17 protein-coding genes, 1 pseudogene and 1 riboswitch are annotated in these 22,991 nt (G+C 72.5%); of the genes and pseudogenes, 17 read left to right on the top strand and 1 reads right to left on the bottom strand.

Annotated elements, in window-relative coordinates; genetic code table 11:
• The first annotated feature begins 8 nt into the window (after positions 1 to 8).
• The 16 genes and pseudogenes from AB0L33_RS26295 to AB0L33_RS26220 all read left to right on the top strand — a co-directional run bounded on the left by AB0L33_RS26295 (position 9) and on the right by AB0L33_RS26220 (position 20,909).
• Positions 9 to 4,286 carry a discoidin domain-containing protein gene (locus tag AB0L33_RS26295; protein WP_365685375.1) on the top strand — a complete coding sequence of 1,426 codons (4,278 nt, stop codon included), beginning with the start codon at positions 9 to 11 and terminating at the stop codon, positions 4,284 to 4,286.
• Positions 4,287 to 4,500: 214 nt separating this feature from the next.
• Positions 4,501 to 5,925, top strand: coding sequence for an extracellular solute-binding protein (locus tag AB0L33_RS26290; protein WP_365685373.1), 1,425 nt, complete (start codon positions 4,501 to 4,503; stop codon positions 5,923 to 5,925).
• Between the two features lie 91 nt (positions 5,926 to 6,016).
• On the top strand, positions 6,017 to 6,976 hold the full coding sequence (locus AB0L33_RS26285; RefSeq protein WP_365685371.1) for a sugar ABC transporter permease: 960 nt from the start codon (positions 6,017 to 6,019) through the stop codon (positions 6,974 to 6,976).
• Between the two features lie 16 nt (positions 6,977 to 6,992).
• Positions 6,993 to 7,952: a carbohydrate ABC transporter permease gene (locus AB0L33_RS26280; RefSeq protein WP_365685370.1), complete on the top strand. Its 960-nt coding sequence runs from the start codon at positions 6,993 to 6,995 to the stop codon at positions 7,950 to 7,952.
• Between the two features lie 108 nt (positions 7,953 to 8,060).
• Entirely contained in the window at positions 8,061 to 9,686 is a 1,626-nt protein-coding gene (locus tag AB0L33_RS26275) for a glycoside hydrolase family 13 protein (RefSeq protein WP_365685369.1), read from the top strand.
• A gap of 99 nt (positions 9,687 to 9,785) precedes the next feature.
• Positions 9,786 to 10,112 (top strand): cupin, encoded by a 327-nt coding sequence (locus AB0L33_RS26270; RefSeq protein ID WP_132902544.1) that lies wholly within the window; start codon positions 9,786 to 9,788, stop codon positions 10,110 to 10,112.
• Positions 10,113 to 10,155: 43 nt separating this feature from the next.
• Positions 10,156 to 10,782: a GNAT family N-acetyltransferase gene (locus tag AB0L33_RS26265; RefSeq protein ID WP_365685367.1), complete on the top strand. Its 627-nt coding sequence runs from the start codon at positions 10,156 to 10,158 to the stop codon at positions 10,780 to 10,782.
• A 100-nt stretch (positions 10,783 to 10,882) separates the two neighbouring features.
• On the top strand, positions 10,883 to 11,755 hold the full coding sequence (locus AB0L33_RS26260; RefSeq protein ID WP_365685365.1) for an ABC transporter substrate-binding protein: 873 nt from the start codon (positions 10,883 to 10,885) through the stop codon (positions 11,753 to 11,755).
• Positions 11,756 to 11,846: 91 nt separating this feature from the next.
• Positions 11,847 to 12,779 carry a carbohydrate kinase gene (locus AB0L33_RS26255; RefSeq protein ID WP_365685364.1) on the top strand — a complete coding sequence of 311 codons (933 nt, stop codon included), beginning with the start codon at positions 11,847 to 11,849 and terminating at the stop codon, positions 12,777 to 12,779.
• An 80-nt stretch (positions 12,780 to 12,859) separates the two neighbouring features.
• Entirely contained in the window at positions 12,860 to 14,107 is a 1,248-nt protein-coding gene (locus AB0L33_RS26250; protein WP_365685363.1) for a beta-ketoacyl-[acyl-carrier-protein] synthase family protein, read from the top strand.
• A gap of 51 nt (positions 14,108 to 14,158) precedes the next feature.
• Positions 14,159 to 16,155 (top strand): annotated as a pseudogene (locus tag AB0L33_RS26245) (acyl-CoA dehydrogenase).
• 90 nt (positions 16,156 to 16,245) lie between these two features.
• Complete coding sequence (locus tag AB0L33_RS26240) at positions 16,246 to 16,488, top strand: acyl carrier protein (RefSeq protein WP_365685361.1); 243 nt, start codon at positions 16,246 to 16,248, stop codon at positions 16,486 to 16,488.
• Positions 16,485 to 17,708, top strand: coding sequence for a beta-ketoacyl-[acyl-carrier-protein] synthase family protein (locus AB0L33_RS26235; RefSeq protein ID WP_365685359.1), 1,224 nt, complete (start codon positions 16,485 to 16,487; stop codon positions 17,706 to 17,708). Before AB0L33_RS26240 ends, AB0L33_RS26235 begins: the two co-directional genes overlap by 4 nt.
• Before the next feature lie 50 nt (positions 17,709 to 17,758).
• Positions 17,759 to 17,946: riboswitch (cobalamin riboswitch) on the top strand.
• Between the two features lie 61 nt (positions 17,947 to 18,007).
• The gene (locus tag AB0L33_RS26230; RefSeq protein WP_365685357.1) at positions 18,008 to 19,036 is read left to right on the top strand and encodes an ABC transporter substrate-binding protein; all 1,029 of its coding nucleotides are present in this window, start codon (positions 18,008 to 18,010) and stop codon (positions 19,034 to 19,036) included.
• Positions 19,037 to 19,116: 80 nt separating this feature from the next.
• A complete protein-coding gene (locus AB0L33_RS26225) occupies positions 19,117 to 20,133 on the top strand; it encodes an iron chelate uptake ABC transporter family permease subunit (RefSeq protein WP_365685538.1) in 1,017 nt (338 codons plus the stop codon).
• Entirely contained in the window at positions 20,130 to 20,909 is a 780-nt protein-coding gene (locus tag AB0L33_RS26220) for an ABC transporter ATP-binding protein (protein WP_365685355.1), read from the top strand. The genes AB0L33_RS26225 and AB0L33_RS26220 overlap by 4 nt, the downstream gene beginning before the upstream one ends.
• 83 nt (positions 20,910 to 20,992) lie before the next feature.
• Here the strand turns inward: AB0L33_RS26220 and AB0L33_RS26215 are convergent, their stop codons facing one another.
• On the bottom strand, positions 20,993 to 22,006 hold the full coding sequence (locus tag AB0L33_RS26215) for a PRC and DUF2382 domain-containing protein (RefSeq protein WP_365685353.1): 1,014 nt from the start codon (positions 22,004 to 22,006) through the stop codon (positions 20,993 to 20,995).
• Between the two features lie 290 nt (positions 22,007 to 22,296).
• Between AB0L33_RS26215 and AB0L33_RS26210 the strand changes: the two genes are divergently transcribed.
• A complete protein-coding gene (locus AB0L33_RS26210; protein WP_365685537.1) occupies positions 22,297 to 22,971 on the top strand; it encodes an adenosylcobinamide amidohydrolase in 675 nt (224 codons plus the stop codon).
• The last annotated feature ends 20 nt before the right edge of the window (positions 22,972 to 22,991 follow it).

The raw sequence follows: 22,991 nt of genomic DNA, 5'->3' as shown, positions 1-22,991 counted from the left end.
GGGGACAGATGAGAACGCGACGCTGGAGATGGCGGATTCTTTCCGCGACCGTCTCCACCAGCCTGATGATGGTCGCCTGGCCGGCGCTGAACGCCTCGGCCGCCGGGGGCCCGAACATCGCGGCCGGCCACCGCGCCGCCGCGAGCAGCGGGAAGTCCGCCGGGAACATCGCCGACGGACAGCAGTCCACCTATTGGGAAGGATCGGGCAAGTCCCTGCCCCAGTGGGTGCAGAGCGACCTGGGCAAGGTCACCCGCATCGACCAGGTCACACTGAAGCTCCCCGCCGACTGGTCGGCCCGCCGCCAAACGCTCTCCCTCCAGGGCAGCGTCGACGGCACCAGCTTCTCCACGCTGAAGACCTCGGCCTCCTACTCCTTCGCACCGGGCAGCTCCAACGAGGTCACCATCAGCTTCCCGGCCACCCGGACCCGCTTCGTCCGGGCCGACATCACCGCGAACACCGCCTCCGACAACGGCCAACTGGCCGAGCTGGAGGTCCGGGCGGCGGCGGAGTCCTCGGTGAACCTCGCCTCCGGGCGCCCGCTCACCGCCAGCAGCAACACCCAGACGTACATCGCGGCCAACGCCAACGACGGCAACCGGGCCAGCTACTGGGAGAGCCGCAACAACGAGTTCCCGCAGTGGCTCCAGGCCGACCTGGGCTCCTCGGTGCGCGTCGACCGCGTGGTGCTGCGGCTGCCCGACGGCTGGGAGACCCGCAGCCAGACGCTGAAGATCCAGGGCAGCGCCAACGGCTCCGACTTCACGGACCTGACGCAGACCGAGGCATACACCTTCAGCCCCGGCTCCGAGACGGCGACGATCACCTTCGACGCCACCACCACCCGTTACGTCCGCGTCCTGGTCACCGCCAACAGCGTGCAGCCCGGCGCCCAGGTCTCCGAGCTGGAGGTCTACGGTCCCGAGACCGGTGACACCCAGGCACCGAGCGCCCCGGCGCAGCTGGCGTACACCGAACCGGCCACCGGGCAGATCAAGCTGACCTGGCAGGCGTCGACGGACGACACCGCCGTCACCGGCTACGACGTCTACGCCGACGACACCCTGCTGACCAGCGTCGCCGGTGACGTGACCACGTACACCGACACCCGCCCGACGAGCTCCACCGTCTCGTACTACGTACGGGCCAGGGACGCGGCGGGCAATGTCTCGGGCAACAGCAACACCGTCACCCGCAAGGGGGACTCCGGTGACACCCAGGCGCCCACCGCACCGTCGAACCTGAGCTTCACCGAGCCCTCCTCCGGCCAGATCAAGCTGACCTGGACGGCGTCCAGCGACAACAAGGGCGTCACCGGCTACGACATCTACGCCAACAACGTGCTGCGCAAGACCGTGGCCGGCGATGTCACCACCTACACCGACACCCAGTCCGCCGGCACCACCGTGTCGTACGTCGTGCGGGCCAGGGACGCGGCGGGCAACGTCTCGGGCGACAGCAACACCGTCACCCGCAACGGTTCCACCGGTGCGGCCTCCAACCTCGCCGTCGGCAAGCCCATCACCGCCTCCTCGGTGGTGCACACCTTCGTCGCGGAGAACGCCAACGACAACCAGCTCTCCACCTACTGGGAGGGCGCCGGCGGCAGCTACCCCAACACCCTGACGGTGAAGCTGGGCGCCAACGCGGACACCCAGAGCGTCGTCGTGAAGCTCAACCCGGACAGCAGCTGGGGCGCCAGGACCCAGAACATCCAGGTCCTCGGCCGCGAGCAGAGCGCCTCGTCGTTCACCGGCCTGGTCGCCGCCAAGGACTACGCGTTCAGCCCGGGCAGCGCCAACACGGTGACGATCCCGGTCGACGCCCGGGTCGCCGACGTCCAGCTGAAGTTCACCTCCAACACCGGCGCGCCCGCCGGGCAGGTCGCGGAGTTCCAGGTGCTGGGCGCCCCGGCCCCCAACCCGAACCTCCAGGTCAGCGGGGTCACCGCGAGCCCGGCCGCGCCCGTCGAGTCGGACCCGGTGACGCTCACCGCGACGGTGCGCAACACCGGCGCCGTCGCCGCCCCGGCCGGCAAGCTCGAATTCCGGCTCGGTGACACCAAGGTCGCGACCGCCACCGTGGGCGCGCTCGCCGCAGGTGCCTCCACACAGGCCAGCGCCGACATCGGGGCGCGCGACGCGGGCACGTACACGCTGAGCGCGGTCGCCGACCCGGACAACCAGATCATCGAGCAGAACGAGACCGACAACACCTACACCAGCGCCTCCGGCCTGGTCGTCAAGCCGGTCGCCAGCTCCGACCTGGTGCCCACCGCGGTCACCACCTCGCCGTCCGCCCCGGCCCAGGGCGACGACGTCACCTTCTCCGTCGCCATCCGGAACCAGGGCACGGTCGCCTCGGCCGCGGGCGCCCACGCCGTCACCGTGACCCTGCTCGACGCCAAGGGCGCCACGGTGAAGACCCTCACCGGCAGCTACACCGGCTCGATCGCCGCGGGCGCCACCAGCGCCCCGGTGAAGCTGGGCTCCTGGACGGCGGCCAACGGCTCGTACACCGTGAAGACGGTGGTCGCGGACGACGCCGAGGAGCTGCCCGTCAAGCGCGAGAACAACACCGTCAGCAGCTCCTTCTTCGTCGGGCGCGGCGCCAACATGCCGTACGACACCTACGAGGCGGAGGACGGCGTCACCGGCGGCGGCGCGAAGGTCGTCGGGCCGAACAGGACCGTCGGCGACGTCGCGGGCGAGGCGTCGGGCCGCAAGGCGGTCACGCTGAACAGCACCGGCAACTACGTCGAATTCACCACCCGGGCCAGCACCAACACCCTGGTCACCCGCTACTCCATCCCGGACTCGGCGGGCGGCGGCGGCATCGACTCCAAGCTCAACATCTATGTGGACGGCACCTTCCTCAAGGCGATCGACCTCACCTCGAAGTACGCCTGGCTGTACGGCGCCGAGACGGGCCCCGGCAACTCCCCGGGCTCGGGTTCACCCCGGCACATCTACGACGAGGCCAATGTGATGCTGGGCAGGACGGTCCCGGCGGGCAGCAGGATCCGGCTCCAGAAGGACGCGGCCAACACCAGCACCTACGCGATCGACTTCATCGGCCTGGAGCAGGCCACCCAGATCGCCAACCCGGACCCGGCCGGCTACGCCGTTCCGGCCGGCTTCACCCACCAGGACGTCCAGAACGCCCTGGACAAGGTGCGGATGGACACCACGGGCAAGCTGGTCGGCGTCTACCTGCCCGCGGGCGACTACGAGACCGCCGGCAAGTTCCAGGTCTACGGCAAGGCCGTGCAGGTGATCGGCGCGGGGCCCTGGTACACCAGATTCCACGCGCCCTCGACGCAGGAGAACACCGACATCGGCTTCCGGGCCGAGGCGAGCGCCAAGGGCTCGACGTTCGCGAACTTCGCGTACTTCGGGAACTACACCTCGCGCATCGACGGACCGGGCAAGGTGTTCGACTTCTCCAACGTGTCGGACATGGTCATCGACAACATCTGGAACGAGCACACGGTGTGCCTCTACTGGGGCGCCAACACCGACAACATCACGATCAAGAACTCCCGCATCCGCGACACCTTCGCCGACGGCATCAACATGACCAACGGCTCGACCGACAACCACGTCGTCAACAACGAGTCGCGGGCCACCGGTGACGACAGCTTCGCGCTCTTCTCGGCGATCGACGCAGGCGGCGCGGACATGAAGAACAACGTCTACGAGAACCTCACCTCGCTCCTGACCTGGCGCGCGGCCGGTGTGGCCGTCTACGGCGGCTACGACAACACCTTCCGCAACATCCGCATCGCGGACACCCTGGTGTATTCGGGGATCACCGTCAGCTCGCTCGACTTCGGCTACCCGATGAACGGCTTCGGGACCGGCCCGACGACGGTCGAGAACGTCTCCGTGGTCCGCTCCGGCGGCCATTTCTGGGGCTCCCAGACCTTCCCCGGCATCTGGCTGTTCTCCGCCTCCAAGGTCTTCCAGGGCATCCGGATCAACCATGTCGACATCGTCGCCCCGACGTACAGCGGCATCATGTTCCAGACCAACTACGTGGGGGGCCAGCCGCAGTTCCCCATCAAGGACACCATCCTGACCGACATCTCGATCTCCGGCGCCCACAAGAGCGGCGACGCCTTCGACGCCAAGTCCGGCTTCGGGCTGTGGGCCAACGAGATGCCCGAGGCCGGCCAGGGGCCCGCCGTCGGTGAGGTCACCTTCAACGGGCTCAGGTTCAGCGACAACGCCCAGGACGTGAAGAACACGACGTCCACCATGAAGATCAACATCAACCCGTAGCAACCACCGCACACAGGGGCGCCGTCCGGTCCGCCGGGCGGCGCCCCGTGCTGCGCCCACGCCGTGTTCCGCATGCGGCGTACCAACGACTGTCAAACTTTTACGAAAACTGCGCGAGATATTGCGTTCACATGTCGGCGCTGGTTGAGTGTGCCTCGCCCCGGCAGTCAGTCGGCCGAGGGCCATCCACGCTCATGCCCGAAGGGGACCATCGATGAGAAGTGCTGGGTTGCGCCGCACACGCCGTATCAGCCGTGCCTCCGCGGCTGCCCTTGTCACCGCACTTGCCCTGACCTCGCTCGCGTCCTGCGGCACGAGCAGCAGCAAGGACGACGACACGAGCAGTTCGTCCAAGGGTTCGTCCGACCCCTCGGCTCCGCTGGACCCGAAGACCAAGGTGACGATCTCCATCGACTGCATGCCGCCGGCCGCCAAGGCCGCGGAGCTGCGGGAGTGGAAGGAGGACATCAAGACGTTCAACCAGAAGTACCCGAACGTCACGATCAACGGTAAGTCCACCCCGGGCCAGTGCAACGAGCCGCCCCGCTTCACGGCCATGCTGAAGGGCAAGTCGCAGCCCGACGTCTTCTACGCGTACTTCAGCGACCTCCAGCAGGTCCTGGACAACGACGGGGCCGAGGACATCTCCGCGTACGTCAACGACAAGACCGTGCCCGCGCTGAAGGACATCCAGCCGCAGGTGGTCGACGTGGCCCGCAAGGACGGCAAGCTCTACGGCCTGCCGACGAGCAACTACACCATGGGCCTGATGATCAACCGGAAGCTCTTCGAGCAGGCCGGTCTGGACCCGAACACGCCGCCCGCCACCTGGGAAGAGGTGCGCGCCGCCGCCAAGAAGATCGCGGCCCTCGGCAAGGGCATCTCCGGATACGGCGAGTACAGCGCCGGCAACAACGGCGGCTGGCACTTCGCCGCGACGCAGTTCGGTCTCGGCGGGGAGATCGTCGACGCCTCCGGGAAGAAGGCCGCCTTCAACGACGAGACCGGCAAGCAGGTCCTCCAGCAGCTGCACGACATGCGCTGGGAGGACGACAGCATGGGCAAGACCCAGCTGCTCAAGTGGGGCGACCTCCAGAAGCAGATCGCCAGCGACAAGCTGGGCATGTTCCTCGCCGCCCCCGACGACATCGCGTACATGGTGCAGCAGCTCGGCGCCCAGTACGAGACCTTCGGCCTCGGCCCCATCCCCGGCGGCAAGGGAACCCTCTTCGGCGGCAATAACTACCTGATCAAGAAGGGCAGTTCACCCGACCAGATCAAGGCCGCCATCGCCTGGCTGAACTTCAAGAACCTCACCCCCGGCAAGGGCCAGTTCGACTGGGCCCGCACCAAGGCCGACAAGCTCCCCGTGGGCCTGCCGCAGCCGAACTTCTTCCTCGGCGAGAGCAAGACCAAGGACGACGCCGCACGCGCCCAGAACGCGACGATGCCCGTCGAGAACTTCAAGGCGTTCATGGACAACCCGGTCCCCGGCAAGGCCGAGCCGCCGAAGGCGCAGGAGATCTACAAGATCCTCGACAACGCGATGTCCGGTGTCCTGACCAACAAGAACGCCGACATCGACAAGCTGCTCTCCACCGCCGAGCAGCAGGTCAACCAGGTTCTGGCGAACCAGTAACGGACGCGCGGGGCCGGGTCACGCGGACCCGGCCCCGCATCCGGACCCCGTCCGCTACGCGCTCGTCGTACACCGGCACCGAGGAGACACCATGTCGGCCCCAACCCTGTCCCCCCGCAAGGCGACCCGGCCTGGCCCGGGACACCGCGGCTCCGCCCGCCCGGACTCCGCCCGCGAGGAGTTCCTGCGCGCCCTGCGCCGCAACATCTCGGCGCACGGCTTCCTGATCGGAGCGGTGCTCTGCTTCTCGCTCTTCTCCTGGTATCCGATGGTCCGGGAATTCATCCTGGCCTTCCAGAAGAACGAGGACGGCACCACCACCTGGGCCGGCTGGTCCAACCTCACGTACGTGTTCAACGACCCGGCCTTCTGGCAGGCCTGGCGCAACACCCTGCTGTTCACCGTCCTCGCCCTGCTGCTCGGCTTCGTCGTCCCGTTCGCCGTAGCCGTCGTACTCAACGAGTTCCGGCACGGCCAGGGATACCTGCGGCTGCTCGTCTACCTCCCCGTGATGCTGCCGCCGGTCGCCTCCGTACTGCTCTTCAAGTACTTCTACGACCCCGGCTACGGGCTCTTCAACCGCATCCTGGCCGTCTTCCACCTGCCCGAACAGCAATGGCTCCAGGACACCAGCACCTCGATGCTCTCCGTCGTCATCGCGGCGACCTGGATGAACATGGGCGGCGCCACCCTCATCTACCTCGCCGCGCTCCAGGGCATCCCCGGCGAGCTGTACGAGGCCGCCGAACTCGACGGCGCCGGGCTGCTGCGCAAGATCTGGCACGTCACCATCCCGCAGACCCGCCTCATCCTCTCGCTCCTGCTGCTCATGCAGATCATCGCGACGATGCAGGTCTTCACCGAGCCCTTCCTGCTCACCAACGGCGCCGGCCCCGAGGGCTCCACCACCACCGTCGTCTACCTCATCTACCAGTACGCCTTCAACTTCAACAACTACGGCAGCGCGGCGGCACTCGGCCTCGTCCTGCTCGTCGTCCTCGCGGGATTCTCCGCGGTGTACGTACGACTGAGCCGCAGCAGCGAAGACTAGGACGGGAGCCACGACCATGGCATCGAACACGCTTGTCTCCCGGCGCGGGAGCACGTCACGCAAGTCCGCCCGGCGCAGGTCCGAGGGGGCCGCCGAGCGCGGCCGCCAGCGCACCCTGATCTCGCCGGCCCAGCTCGGCCGGCCACGCGGCAAGGCCGTCTACTGGATCGTCTTCGGCCTGGTGATGGTCCTGTTCACGGCCGTCTTCCTCGGCCCCCTGTACTGGATGGTCACCGGCGGCCTGAAGACCACCCAGGAAGTGGTGCAGAGCCCGCCCACCGCCTTCCCGAGTTCCCTCCACACCGAGAACTACAGCCAGGCCTGGACGGTCATGGACCTGTCCAAGCTGCTGTTCAACACCCTGTACTACGCCTTCGGCGCACTCGCCTTCCAGCTGATCTTCGACGTGGCCGCCGCCTACTCGCTGTCCAAGCTGCGGCCGGTGTTCGGCAAGGTCATCCTCGGCATGATGCTGGCCACGCTGATGATCCCGGCCACCGTGCTCGTCGTCCCGCAGTACCTGACGGTCCTGGACGTGCCGCTGGTCCAGCGCAACCTCGTCAACTCGCCCTGGGCGATCTGGCTGCCGTCGGTCACCAACGCCTTCAACATCTTCCTGCTGAAGCGGTTCTTCGACTCCATCCCGGGCGAGCTCCTCGACGCCGCGGCGATGGACGGCGCCTCACCGCTGCGCACCCTGCGCTCGATCATCCTGCCCATCTCCCGGCCGATCCTCGGGGTCGTCTCCATCTTCGCCGTCGTCGGCGTGTGGAAGGACTTCCTCTGGCCGATGCTCACCCTGCCCGACCCGAACAAGCAGACCCTCAACGTGGGCATCTACTCCCTGGCCAGCGGCGTCCCCGAGAACGTCCTGATCGCCGCGCTCACCATCGCGTCGATCCCGACGCTGCTGATCTTCCTGCTCTTCCAGCGCAACATCATGAGCGGTCTCACCGCGGGCGGCCTCAAGGGCTGACGCCCGCTCCCCGAACCGCCTTCCCCTCAGCGCTCCGCCGCCGGTCCACCCGTCCTGCCCCGCTTGCCGGGCCGGCGGCGGAGTCCCACCTGCCCGAAAGGAACGTCAGTGGCAGCCAACCGTCCGTCCGAGGCCACCGCACCCTGGTGGCGCGACGCCGCCATTTACCAGATCTACGTACGCAGCTTCGCCGATGGCGACGGCGACGGCACCGGCGACCTGGCAGGGGTACGGGCCAAGCTGCCCTACCTCGTGGAACTGGGCGTGGACGCCCTCTGGTTCACCCCCTGGTACCTCTCACCGCTGGCCGACGGCGGCTACGACGTGGCCGACTACCGCACGATCGACCCCGCGTTCGGCACCCTCGCCGAGGCCGAGAAACTCATCGCCGAGGCCCGCCAGCTGGGCATCCGCACCATCGTGGACATCGTGCCCAACCACGTGTCCGACCAGCACGCCTGGTTCCGCGCCGCTCTCGAAGCCGGCCCCGGCAGCCCCGAGCGCGACCTCTTCCACTTCCGCAAGGGCCGCGGCGCGAACGGCGAGATCCCGCCCAACGACTGGGTCTCCGAATTCGGCGGCACCCCCTGGACCAGGCTGGACGACGGCGAGTGGTACCTGCACCTCTTCGCCACCCAGCAACCCGACCTCAACTGGGCGCACCCCGCCGTCCGCCGCGAGCACGAGGACGTCCTGCGCTTCTGGTTCGAACGCGGCGTCGCCGGTGTGCGCATCGACTCCGCCGCCCTGCTCGCCAAGGACCCCGCGCTCCCCGACTTCGTCATCGGCAGCGACCCGCACCCCTTCGTGGACCGCGACGAACTCCACGACATCTACCGCTCCTGGCGGGCCATCGCGGACGAGTACGGCGGCGTCTTCGTCGGCGAGGTCTGGCTCCCCGACACCGAGCGCTTCGCCCGCTACCTGCGCCCCGACGAGCTGCACACCGCCTTCAACTTCAACTTCCTGGCCTGCCCGTGGGAGCCGGAGAAGCTGCGCACCGCCATCAACGACACGCTCTCCGAGCACGCCTCGGTCGGCGCTCCCGCCACCTGGGTGCTCTGCAACCACGACGTCACGCGGACGGTCACCCGCTACGGCCGGGAGGAGACCGGGTTCGACTTCGCCGTCAAGGCCTTCGGCACCCCCACCGACCTCGCCCTCGGCACCCGCCGGGCCCGCGCCGCCGCCCTCCTCTCGCTGGCCCTGCCCGGCGCGGCCTACCTCTACCAGGGCGAGGAACTGGGCCTCCCCGAGGCCGACATCCCGCTCGACCGCATCCAGGACCCGATGCACTTCCGCAAGAACGGCGCCGACCCGGGCCGGGACGGCTGCCGGGTGCCCATGCCCTGGGCGGCGGGCGAACCGTACGCCGGATTCGGGGCCACCACGGAACCCTGGCTCCCGCAGCCGGAGGGCTGGTCCGGCTACGCCGCCGACATCCAGAACGGCGACCCGGACTCCATGCTCAACCTGTACCGCGAGGCGCTTCGACTGCGGCGCTCCGAACCGGGTTTCGGAACCGGGGGCGAGCCCGGCATCCGGCGGCTGACCTGGCTCGACGCCGCGCCCGGGGTGCTCGCCTTCGCCAGGACCGACGGACTGCTGTGCGTCGTCAACCTGGCCGCCGACGCCGCGGAGCTGCCCCCGCACAGCGCGGTGCTGCTCACCAGCGGACCCCTGGACGAGGCGGGCCGCCTCCCGCACGACACGGCGGTGTGGCTGCGCGCCTGACGCCGCCATGACCGGCCGCACGGGCCTGGACGCGTGGGAGCGCTTCCAGGCGCGTGCGGCAGGTTCGCGGGCGGGCCGGGGCTGCGGCACAGTGGGCATATGGACGCTCCGAACGATCTGAATGCCCTCGCCGCCGAGCACCTGGCCGCCGCCCGAGAGGCCCCGCACGGCCGCAGCGCCCACCTCCTGCTCCACCAGGACCCGCTGCGGCAGACCGTCATCGCACTCACCTCGGGCTCCGCGCTGGACGAGCACAACGCCCCGCCGGCCGCCTCGCTCCAGGTCCTGCGCGGCTCCGTCCGGCTCACCGCCGCCTCCGGCGACGTCGAACTGACCCCGGGACGGCTGCACCCGATCCCGCAGGAGCGGCACGGGCTGCTCGCCCTGGAGGACGCGGTCGTCCTCCTCACGGCCGTCAACCCCTGACACCCCCTTGTGAGAGCGCTCTCAGAGTGGGCAGGATGAGCCGGTGACCTCGCATCCCGGCCTCCGGCCCTACCGCCCCGAAGACAGCGCCGCGCTCTCCGACATCTGCATACGCACCGCCGCGGGCGGCGCCGACGCCCGGGACATCTACCCGGACCACGAGCTGGTGCCGTCCATCTTCGCCACGCCGTACGCCGAGCTGGAACCGGACCTCGCCTTCGTCCTGGACGACGGCACGGGACGCGCCGTCGGCTACATCCTCGGCACCGCCGACACGCCCCGCTTCGTGAAGGAGTACCGCGAGAGCTGGCTGCCCCGGGTCGCGGACCGCTTCCCGCTGCCCGAGGGCCCGCCGCGCACCCCCGCCGACGAGATGACCGCCCTCCTGCACAATCCGGAGCGCATGGTCCTGCCCGAACTCGCCGCCCACCCCGCCCACCTGCACATCGACCTGCTGCCCGACTGGCAGCGCAAGGGGTACGGCAAGGAGCTGATGAACACCTTCCTCGCGGCCCTGAACGCCAAGGGGGTCGAGGGCGTCCACCTGTCCATGCTCACCTCCAACACCCCGGCCAGAGCCTTCTACGACCGGCTCGGCTTCACCGCGATCCACGTCCCCGATCCCGGCCCCGTCAGCTACCTCGTACGCTCCACCCGGGCGGATCTGTAGCACCCGACGCCGCTGCGGAGGATGCGGCCCGCTCCCGCTGGGCAGGTACTGGTCGACCGCCGTCGCCAGGGCGGCGGAATCCGGCTGGGAGGCATGAGACGTGGACGAGCGGACCGTGTGGCAATTCACCGACGACCGGGGGCAGTTGTCGGCAACCGGCGAGCGCCCGCAACGGGTGCTCGCCTACATACAGGCCGGTGCGACCCTGTGGGACCACGGGATACGCCCGGCCGGGATCTTCGGCTCCGGCCACGACGACCCGGCCGCACCCGACCCCGCGAAGACCGGGTCTCTCCCGCCGGACGGCATCGCGTACGCCGGTGCCGGGACCACCCTGGACGTGGACGCCTTACTGCGCTGCGCACCGGACCTCGTCGTCGCCGTCAGCTACGGCGGCGGCCAGGTCTACGGCCTCGACCCGGAGACCGCCAAGCATCTGGAGGGCCACGTCCCGGTCGTCGTCATCGACGTCGGCCAGGCGCGCACCCTCGCCGGGATCGGCGACCGGTTCGCGGAGCTGGCCCGCTCGCTGGGCGCCGCGGAACCCGCGTCGGCGGCCCGCGAACTGGACGCCGCCCGCGACCGCCTGCGCGCCCTCACCGAAGGCCCGGACCGGGCGAGGGTGCTCGCCCTGTCCCCGGCGGACCAGGACCAGGCATACCTGGCCCGCCCCCGCATGTGGCCCGAGCTCCGGGTCCTCGCCGACCTCGGCGTCGGCCTGATCGAGCCCGCCGAAGGCCCCGGTGCCAACTGGTCCACGGCCGGCTGGACCGAGGCCGCGGCCCTGCGCCCCGACGTCGTCCTCGCCGACATCCGGGGCAACGCGACCCCGCTCGCCGAGCTGCGCGACAACGCCGAGTGGGCGGCCGTCGCCGCGACCGCCCGGGTGGTCCCGTGGAACCCGGAACCGGTGTGCAGCGCCCACGCCCACGCCCGGTTCCTGGAACTGGTGGCCGACGCGCTGGACACATAGGGCCACCGCCCGTACGGCCCCGGGCCCGGGGCCGTACGGTGGGCCGGACGTTCCGCCACCCGTCCGCCGCACCCCGGGAGATCCCGCCCTCATGCCCGACCGTCCCGACTTCCTGGTCATCGGTGAATGCGTCGCCGACATCGTCCGCGTCCCGGGGGCGCCCGACCGGGTGCACCCCGGGGGCAGCCCGGCCAACCTGGCGTACGGCCTGGCCAGGCTCGGCCACGACGCGGCGCTCCTCACCCAGCTGGGCCGGGACGACAACGGACGGCTCATCCGCGCGCACCTCACCGGGGCGGGCGTCGAGGTGCTGACGGACGGAGCCCCCGGGCCCACCCCGTCGGCCGTCGTCACCCTGGACGGCGAAGGCCGGGCCGCCTACGCGTTCGACATCGCCTGGACGCTCGGCCGGGTCGCCCTCGACCGGCGGCCCCGGCACGTCCACACCGGGTCGATCGCGGCGGTGACCGAACCCGGCGCGGCCACGGTGCTCGACGCCGTCGAATCGCTGCGGACGGCCGCCACCGTCAGCTACGACCCCAATGTGCGGCCCGCGCTGATGGGCGACCACGGCACCGCCGTGCGCCGGGTCGAACGGTGCGTGGCCCTCAGCGACGTCGTCAAGGCCAGCGACGAGGACCTGGGCTGGCTCTACCCCCGCCAGGACCCGGCCGAGGCCGCCCGGCGCTGGCTCGCGTCCGGCCCCGCCCTCGTCCTCGTCACCCGCGGCGCGGCCGGTGCCACGGCGGTCCTGCCGGGCGGCCAGGTGGACACCGGCGCGCTGCCCGCCGAAGTGGTGGACACGGTGGGCGCGGGCGACGCGTTCATGTCCGGCACCCTGCACGCGCTCGCCGCCCACGGCCTGCTCGGCGAGGCCGGCCGGAAGCGGCTGCGCTCCCCGGAACGGGGCACCGTGAGCGACGTGCTGCGCCACGCGGCGGCCTCCGCGGCGGTGACGGTGGCCCGGGCCGGGGCGAACCCGCCGGACGAGGCGGAGCTGCGCCAAGCGCTCGGGTCCGGCTGACATCCGGCTCGGCCCGCACCCTCGACGGCCCCCGGCGCGTTCCCCTTCAGAGGACCAATGACGCAGGGGAGGACCGGGGCATGGTGCGGGACACGGGAACGGCGACCGTGGTGACGGGGCTGGGGCTGGTCACCCCCGCGGGCGACGACGAGCGCGCCTTCTGGGCCGGGCTGTGCGCGGGGCGGTCCACGGCCCGGCGCTGCGGGCAACTGGCCGGGCTGCCCGCCGACTTCGCCTGCCCGGCCGACCGGACGGATCTGGACGGGGCCATCGGGGGCCGCGCCGGCTGGCGGATGGCGCGGTTCGCCAAGATGGCCCTGGTCGCCGCGCGCCGGGCCGTCGCCGACGCCGGGCTGCGCCCGGACCGCTGGGACGGCAGCCGGGTGGGCGTCGTGCTCGGCGTCGGCGTCGGCGGGGTCTCCGCCCTGGTGGACAACGTCCGCCGGTTCGACCTCGGCGGCGCGCAGGCCGTCTCGCCGCTCCTCGCGCCGATGATGATGCCCAACGCGGCGGCCGGCGAGATCGCCATCGACCTGGGCGCCCACGGCCCCAGCCTGGCCCCCGCCACCGCCTGCGCCTCGGGTGCCACCGCCCTCGCCACCGCGCACGACCTCCTGGCCACCGGCCGGTGCGACCTCGTCGTCGCGGGCGGCGCGGAATCCGTCCTGACGCCCCTCGTGGCCGCGGCCTTCGCGCAGCTGGGCGCGCTGTCCACGCGCACCGGTGACCCCGCCGCCGCCTCCCGGCCCTTCGCGCCCGACCGCGACGGCTTCGTGCTGGGCGAGGGCGCCGGGGTGCTCGTCCTGGAGCGCGGCGCGCACGCGGCGGCCCGGGGCGCCCGGGTGCGGGCCGTGCTCGCCGGGACCGGGGCCGCCACGGACGGCCACCACCCCACCGCGCCCGACCCCGGCGGCCGGGGCGCCCGGCGCGCCGTCGAGGCAGCCCTGGCCCAGGCGGGCTGGGCCGCCCACGAGGTCGGCCACGTCAACGCGCACGGCACCTCGACACCGCTGAACGACGCGATGGAGGCCGAGCTGATCGCCGGGCTGTTCCCGCACCGGCCCCCGGTCACCGCCCCGAAGGGCGTCCTCGGGCACACGCTCGCCGCCGCGGGCGCGATCGAGGCCGCCGCCACCGTGCTGACCCTCGAACACGGGGTCGTCCCGCCGGTCGCCAACCTGGACGCCCCGCCCGCCGACTGGGACATCGACTGCGTCACCAAGGAGCCGCGCCGCCTGCGCGTGGAGCGGGCCGTCAGCCACTCCTTCGGCTTCGGCGGCCACAACGTCGCCCTCTGCTTCGAACGGGTTCGCCCCTCCGGACGGTGAACATCTGCCCGAGCGCGGTGTCCTGACCGTACGCCGGTCGTTCAGCTTTGTATGACCACCACGCTCACCGTCGCCGACCCTCTCGCACGCCCGCTCACCTCCGTACTCCTCGGCGCCGACGCCCGCCGGGAGCACGGCTTCTGGCAGCGCCTCGTCGCCACCGACCCGTTCCGGCTGCCGCCGGGGCCGGCGGCCGGCGGCACTCCGGACGAACGGCTCGCCCGCGCGTACGCACGACTGCGCACCCTCAACGACGCCCTGGACAGCGCCGCCCGCCCGGCCTCCGACTTCCGGGCGCTGGCGGCCCTGCACGAGTGGCTGGCCCCGGTCGACCCGGCGCTCGCCACCATCGCGGGCATCCACTACAACCTCTTCCTCGGCAGCCTCCTGGACCACATCGCCGACAACCCCCGCGACCTGTCGGACTTCCTGACGCTGCGGCGCACCGGAACCTTCCTCTGCACGGAGGTGGCGCACGGCAACGACGCGGCGGCCGTCGAGACGACCGCCTCCTACGACCCCGTGCGCGACGGGTTCGTGCTGCACACCCCGCACTGCGGGGCGCAGAAGTTCATGCCCAATACCGGGCAGCCGGGCGGTCCCAAGTCGGGGCTCGTCGCCGCCCGGCTGCTGGCCGGCGGGGCCGACCGGGGCGTCTTCCTGCTGCTGGTGCCGCTCACCGACGCCACCGGCCCGCTGCCGGGCGTACGCGTGCGCAGGCTGCCCGCCCGCATGGGCAGCCCCGTCGACCACAGCCTGACCTCGTTCGACCACGTCTTCGTGGGGCGCGAGGCGCTGCTGACGGGCCCGCAGGGATGGATCGACGGCGACGGGGAGTTCCGCAGCGCCATTGAGGGCCGCAGGCGCCGCTTCCTCGCCTCCATCTCCCGGGTCGTCACCGGCAGGATCTCCATGAGCGCCAGCGCCGTCGGCTCGGCGCGCGCCACGCTGGCCGTCGCCGTGCGGTACGGCGGCCACCGCCACGTCTCCGCCGGGCGCGGGGCGCGGCTGCCGGTGCTCGCGTACCGCACCCACCACGGGCCGCTCGCCGAGGCCATGGCCACGGTCTTCGCCATGAGCCTGCTGCACCGCCGCGTCCTGGACCGCTGGGAGGCGGCCCAGGCGGGGCCGGAGGCCGGGCGGGAGGCGGCCGAGCGCCTGGTGGACATCGCCAAGGGCTGGATCACCTGGCAGGCCAGGGCCGTGATCGTGGAGTCCCGGGAACGCTGCGGCGCGCAGGGCCTCCTGGAGAACAACGGGATGGCCGCGCTCGTCACCGGCGTCGAGGGCGCCATCACCGCCGAGGGCGACAACCTCGCCGTCCACGCCAGGGCCGCCGCCGCCCTGCTCGCCGACCGGCCCCCGTACGAGCCGGGCGCCCCGGACAGCGGCGAGCTCACCGATCTCCGGTTCCTGGTCCGGCTGCTGGGCCGCGCCGAGGAGCTGTGGTTCGCGCGCGCCGGGGCCCGGGCGGCCCGGACGGCTCCCGGCGACCCGCTGGGCCGGTGGAACGCGGCGGCGGGCCCCGCGCTGCGCGGGGTCGAGGCGCACGCCTGCCGGCAGGCGGCCGAGGCGTACGAGGAGGCGGTCGAGGCGCTGCCCGCCGGAGCGGACCGCGACCGGCTGGGCGAGCTGGCCCGGCTGTTCGCCCTCGGCCGGGTGGCGCGCGACAGCGGGGACCTGCTCGCGGCCGGGCACCTGAGCGCCGGACAGGCACAGGCGCTGACGGACCACACCGAACGGCTCATCGACGCGGTGGCCCCGCACCTCCCGGAGCTCGCCGACTCCTTCGCGTTCCCCGAGGAGATGCTCGCCGACTGGCCGATCACGGGCCCCGGCTACGCCGAGGCGTACGACGATCCGGAGGCCCACTGGCACCGGGAGGCGGGCTGTTGAGGGGCACGTGGGCGCGCCGCGCGGCACGCGCCGTACCAGGACTCGGGGCGGGGGCCGTCCTCCTCGCCTACTGGACGACCGTCGCCCTGTTCGCCCGGTGGTGCGGGGCGCCCCGGCCGGGTGTTGGCGAATCGGTTCGCCGCTGGGCGTAACCGGAGCGACGCTGCTCAGTTGTTCCGGCGTCGGGGCCGTGCGCGCGGGCGCCGGACACCCCGCCCGGATGGCATGAGGAAAGGAAGACCATGAGCACGATCCACCCCCGTATCACCGACGTACTCAGCCGTACCTTCAAGGTGCCCGTGGCCGAGATCCTTCCGGACTCCACCATGGACAGCCTGGACATGGACTCCCTCGCGGCGGCCGAGTTCGCCGTCGTCCTCCGGGAGACCACCGGGGTCGAGCTGGACACGGGCACCCTCACCCGGGGGACCACCCTCGCCGAGCTGACGGCGCACCTCGACGCGGCGGTGGGCGCCGCCCGATGAGGACACCGGCCATCGCCGTCACCGGTCTCGGCATGATCACCCCGGTCGGCAACGACACCGAGTCCACCTGGGAGGGGGTGTGCGCGGCTGTGAGCCCGGCCCGCCACATCCCCGCGCTCGCCGGGTGCGCGATCGACTTCGCCTGCGTGGTCGACGGCGTCGACCTGGACGCCGAGATCGGCCGCCGTACGGCCTTCCGGATGGGCCGGTACGTCAAGTTCGCGGTCCTGGCCGCCCGGGAGGCCGTCGCCGACGCCGGGCTCGACCCGGCCGGCTGGGACGGCAGCCGGGTCGCGGTCGTCGTCGGCACCAGCAGCGGCGGCTCCGCGCACCTCACCGACCAGGCGCTGGTGCTGGAGCGGCGGGGCCCGGAGGCCACCTCGCCCGCCGGGGTCCTGCTGACCATCCCCAACATGCCCGCCGCCGAGATCGCGATCGAGATGCGGGCCACCGGACCCAGCATGGCCCCCTGCACGGCCTGTTCGTCCGGCGTCACCGCGCTGTCCGTCGCCCGCGACCTGCTCGCGACCGGGCAGTGCGACGTCGCCATCGCGGGGGCGACCGAGTCGACCGTCTTCCCGATCGCCATGACCGGTTTCGCCCGGTCCGGCGCCGCCGCCCGCGCGGACGGCGACCTGTCCCGGCTCAGCAGGCCCTTCGCCGCCGACCGCGCCGGACTCGTCATGGGCGAAGGAGCCGCCGTCATGGTGCTGGAACGCGCCGCCGACGCGGAGGCCAGGGGCGCCGAACCCAGGGCCCTGATCGCCGGCACCGGGGCCACCACGGACGCCCACCACCCCACCAGCCCGCACCCCGACGGGCGGGTCGCCCGGGCCGCCGTCGAGGCCGCCCTGCGCGACGCGGGCTGGCGGTCCGACGAGGTGGAGCACGTCAACGCGCACGGCACCGCGACCGTACGCAACGACGCCGCCGAGGCCGCGCTGATCAGCCGGGTGTACCCGCACCGGCCACCCGTCACCGCCCCCAAGGGCGTGCTGGGGCACTGCATGGGCGCGGCCGGGGCGATCGAGGCGGGGCTGACGATCCTCACCCTCCAGCGCGGGGTCGTCCCACCGGTCGCCAACCTGGACGCGCCCGCGCCCGGGTTCGACATCGACTGCGTCACGAAGGTGCCGCTGGTGCGGCCGGTCCGCCGGGCCGTCAGCCACTCCTTCGGCTTCGGCGGGCACAACGCGGTCGTGGCCCTCCAGCGCCCCTGACCGGCCGATCCCTGGCGGGCGAGGGCGCCGCTGAGCTGCGCGTAGGCCCGTGGTAGCGTGCCGGAGCCAGTCGAACTCCTCGTGGGAGTCAGGGAATCCGGTGCGAATCCGGAACTGACGCGCAGCGGTGAGGGGGACGGGCGGGGCCACGGCCACTGGGAGACCCGGCGTCTCCCGGGAAGGCGTCCCGTCCGAGCGAACCCGAGTCCGAAGACCTGCTGGCGACCGCCGCCCGGGACCGGGCGGCGGACCGTACAGCGGGCCCCGCGCATGGGCCCAGAGACGCCGAGGTATGCCCCGTGCCGCCCCTACGTTGTGCCGTTCCGCTCACCGTCGCCCTCCTGCTGCTGACGGCCTGCCAAGGGGCCCCGTCCGGAAGGGCCGACGCCTCCGGCCGGACGGACGGCTATCCGGTCACGCTCAGGAACTGCGGGCGCACCGTCACCGTGGACGCCCCGCCCCGGCGCGCGGTCTCCGTCGACCAGGGCACCACGGAGATCCTGCTCTCGCTCGGCCTCCAGGACCGGATGGCCGCCACCGCCACCTGGACCGACCCGGTGATGAAGGGCCTGGAGAAGGCCAACGCGGGCGTGAAGCGGATCGCCGACAACCGGCCCTCGTCCGAGAAGGTCCTCGACCAGGAGCCCGACTTCGTCGCGGCCGACTTCGAGTCGACGCTCGCCAAGGGCGGTGTCGCCCCGCGCGCACAGTTCGAGGAGCTGGGCGTCCCCACCTACGTCGCGCCCGCCGACTGCGCCGCCAAGGACAACACCAAGGACGGCGACGGCGTCCGCAGCGGCGCCCTGACCATGGACAGCGTCTACGCCGAAGTGCGCGACCTGGCCCGGGTGTTCGGCGTGCCCGAGCGCGGCGAGAAGCTGGTCGCGCGGCTCCGCGAACGCATCCGCAAGGCCACCGACGGCATCGACGCGTCCGGTACCTCCGTCATGTACTGGTTCGCCAACTCCGAGGCCCCCTACCTGGCGGGCTGCTGCGGGGCGCCGGGCATCATCACCCGGGAGCTCGGCCTGAAGAACGTCTTCGACGACACCCACGACGAATGGCCCCAGATCAACTGGGAGACCGTCGCCGACCGCAACCCGGACGTGCTCGTCGTCGGCGACCTCACCCGCAAGTCGCAGACCGCCGAGAGCGCCGCCGGGAAGATCGCCTTCCTGGAGTCCAACCCCGTCACGAAGAAGATGGACGCCGTACGCCACAAGCGCTACGTCCTGCTCAGTGGCCAGGCCATGAACCCGACCATCCGCACGGTCGAGGGCGTCGAACTGGTGGCCGCCGGGCTGCGCGACCTCGGACTCGCGGGGTGACGGCCACCGGCCGGCTCGCCGGCCCGTCCGAGAAGGCCCCGCACGGCGAGGCGCCGGGAGCGGCGCCCGCACGCCCCCGGCTGCGCGGACTGCGCGGCGGCCTCCTGTGGGCCGGCGGCCTCCTGCTGCTCGCCCTGTCCGTCGCGGTCGCCGTCACCATCGGACCGGCCCGGATCTCCGTCGTGGACGTGTGGTCCGCCGTCGCCGCCCATCTCGGCATCGGCGAGGCCCGGCTCAGCCCGATCCGCGACGGCATCATCTGGAACCTGCGCATGCCGCGCACCCTGCTCGCCGCCGTCTGCGGGGCCGGCCTCGCGGTCTGCGGGACCGTCATGCAGTCCCTGCTGCGCAATCCGCTCGCCGACCCCTTCGTCCTCGGCGTCTCCTCCGGCGCGTCCACCGGCGCTGTCCTGGTCGTCGTGCTCGGCGTCGGCGGGGGAGCGGTGACGCTGCCGGCCGGAGCGTTCGTCGGGGCCCTCTGCTCCTTCGCCCTGGTGATGCTGCTCAGCCACACCCTGGGCGGCTCCACCGACCGGGTCGTGCTCTCCGGCGTGGCGGCGATGCAGCTCTTCTCGGCGCTGACCTCGTTCGTCGTCATGACGGCCGCCGACGCCGAGCAGACCCGCGGGGTGCTGTTCTGGCTGCTCGGCTCGCTCGGCGGAGTCGGCTGGACCGACGTCTGGGTCTGCTCCGCCGTCCTCGCCGTCAGCCTGCTGATCTGCCTGGGCCACGCCCGTACGCTCGACGCCTTCGCCTTCGGGCAGGACGCGGCCGCGGCCCTCGGCGTGAACGTCGGCCGTGTCCGGACCGTCCTGCTCTGCACGACCGCGCTCCTGACCGCCGCCCTCGTCAGCTCGGCCGGGGCCGTCGGCTTCGTCGGGCTCGTCCTGCCGCACGCCGCCCGCGCCCTCACCGGCTCGGGCCACCGCCGGCTGCTGCCGGTCACCGCGCTCGCCGGGGCCGTCTTCCTCGTCTGGGTCGACACGCTCGCCCGGACCGTCCTCGATCCCCAGGAGGTCCCGGTGGGCGTCGTCACCGCCCTGATCGGCGTGCCCGCCTTCGTCGTCGTCCTCCACCGCACCAGGCGGCCCGCGTGACCGGGGCGGCGGCCGAGGGCCTGCGGGCCGCACGGGTCGGCCGGGAAGCCGGCGGCCGCCTTCTCCTGGACGGCGTGACCCTCGCCCCGGAGCCCGGCACCACCGTGGGTTTGATCGGCCCCAATGGCTCCGGCAAGTCCACGCTGCTGCGCATCCTCGCCGGGGTCCTCGCCCCGCATATGGGCGTCGTCACCCTGGACGGCGCCACCCTGCCCGCCGTCGGGCGCCGCGCGGTGGCCCGCCGCGTCGCGGTCGTGGACCAGCACGCCGTCACCCAGGAGGAGCTGAGCGTCCTGGACGTCGTGCGCCTGGGCCGCATCCCGCACCGCCGCGCCTGGGCCGCCCCGACGGAGGAGGACGCGGCGGCGGTGGACGAGGCGCTGGAGCGTACCGGGCTCGCCTCCCGGCGCGACCAGTCCTGGCACACGCTCTCCGGCGGGGAGCGCCAGCGCGTCCAGATCGCCCGCGCGCTCGCCCAGCGGCCGCGCGAACTCCTGCTGGACGAGCCGACCAACCACCTGGACATCCAGCACCAGCTGGAACTGCTCTCCCTGGTCGCCTCGCTCCCGCTGACCGCCGTCGTCGCCCTGCACGACCTGAATCTGGCCGCCATGTTCTGCGACCGGATCGTGGTGCTGAGCGGCGGACGGGCGGTCGCCCGCGGGACCCCGGAGCAGGTGATCACCGAGGAGCTGATCCAGGAGGTGTACCGGGTCAGGGCCGTCGTGACCCCGGACGGGCCGCAGGGCAGACCCTCCGTGCGCTTCCTGCCCTGACCGGTCCCGGCACACGAGAGGGCGGGCCCGTCGGCGGGCCCGCCCTTCGCCTGTGGTGCGGTGCGGCGGTCATGCCGGCGGGGTCAGCGGTGGCGTCCTCGGCCCATGTCGCCGCCGGTGTCCTTGCCACCCATGTCCTTGCCGCCCTTGGTGGTGCCGTCCGCGTAGTCGATCTGCTCCTTGCGCAGCTCGGCGGAGACCTCCTTCTGCTCCGTGACCCTCTGGGTCTCCATCCGGACGCGCTCGACCGGGACGGTCTCCTTGCGCATCGTGGCGCGTTCCGCGTGCAGGGTGACCTCCACGTCCTGCTCCGTCAGGTCGCCCGTTCGCGCGGCCGTCCGGTCGCCCGGCTGCAGCGGCTCACGGACCACCCGTACCTCCTCGTGCGAGACCGGCACGCTGCGCGTGACGTTCTCGGTGACGACGTACTTGTGCAGGCGGGCCTTGCCGCTCTCGTACTCCTCGGTGCCGATGTGCAGCTGCTCCTCGGAGCGGATCATCTCCTCCTTGCCGCCCAGGTCGGCCCCGGACCGGGTACCCGCGCCGGCTCCGGCCAGCGGACGTCCCGCGCCCGTGCCCGTCGCCTCGGCGTCCCGGTGCCTGCCGGTGCCGGCCGTCTGCGTGCGGTCCGTGCCGGAGGTGCCGGCCGCGCCCATGGCCCCGGCCCCTGCTCCGGCCCCGGCCGCCGCGCCGGTCCCGCCCGCGCCCATGGTGCCGGTGCCCGTGGTGGTCGGCGCGCCCGTGCCGGAACCGTCGCCCAGGTTGCCCCGGGTGTTCCTGGTCAGGCCGTAGTGCCGGTACAGCTCCTCTTCCTCGGACACCGACAGATGCGCGTCGGCGTCCACCCGGGGGGCGTCCTTGACCTGGTCCTTGCCATGGGAGATGTGCAGGTCGGAGCCCACTCGACGGGCTCCGGCGAGAGGCACGAAACTCTCCTTCATGCCGAACAGGCCGGTCTTCACCGTGATCCAGTCCGGGCGGCCGGTGTTGTCGTCGACATACACGCGGCCCACGTTGCCGATCTTCTCGCCCTCGGTGTCGTACACCGTCAGGCCGTCGAGCTCTCCGGAATCCGTGAAACCGTCAGCGGCTCCCATATCCGAATCCTCCTCGCCCGGGCGCGTCCTGTGGGTGGGTCCAGCAGAGAAGGCGCGTCCGGATTCCATCGCGCCTCACCCGGATGGACGCTGCAACCGCCCGGCCACCGGACGCGGCGCGCGGCATCCGCCCCGGACCGGCACAGCCCCAGCGTCACGCGGCAGGGCGGTTCTCGCGCCCATTACGCCATCCGGGTGAACGGGCCGGGCCCCGGGCGCCCCGGCCCCGCCGCATATGATCAACGGGTCCACGCCGACCGGCGTCCCGCCGCTCCACCCGGGGGTGCCCCATCCGTTCCGTACGCGTCCCGCTTCCCGCGCAACGCGGCGAACTGCACGCCCGGCGCGAGGACGGCGCGGAACTGCACCACCTCGTGTGGCGGCTGGGACCCGGCTGGCGGGTGTGCAGCAGCGCGGTCCTGGGCGGCGGCATCGGCCCGCGCGAGTGGATCCTCAACGCGCAGGTCCCCGGCGGCTACCCCCGCATGGACCCGGACCGCCATCTCGCCGAGATCGCCGCCGCCGCACGCCTCACCGGCCCGGGCGCCGGCCTCATGACCGCCGCCGACGTCACCGCGTACACCACCGCCGACGACGAGGACGTGCACGCCACCGCCACCTGCGGTCTGGGCGTACGCGGCTGGGCAGCCGCACCGGCCGAGGGCACCGGCGGACCGCCGCGCCCCGGCACCGTCAACATCGTGGTGACGTTCCCGGTACCGCTGTCCGACGCCGCCCTGGTCAACGCCGTCGCCACCGCCACGGAGGCCAAGGTGCAGGCGCTCCTGGACGCCGGATTCGACTGCTCCGGCACCCCCACGGACGCCGTCTGCCTCGCCGCGCCCGGACCCGGGCCGGAGACCGGCGCCGCCGAACCGTTCGCCGGTCCGCGCTCCCGCTGGGGCGCGCGACTGGCCAGAGCCGTACACGCCGCCGTGCTGGAAGGCGCCCTGCGGCACCCCTGAGAAGCCGAATCCGCCGCGCC

This window comes from Streptomyces sp. NPDC052299, assembly GCF_040679335.1.
Lineage (GTDB): Bacteria > Actinomycetota > Actinomycetes > Streptomycetales > Streptomycetaceae > Streptomyces.
This window is presented reverse-complemented; position numbering and strand designations above follow the sequence as displayed.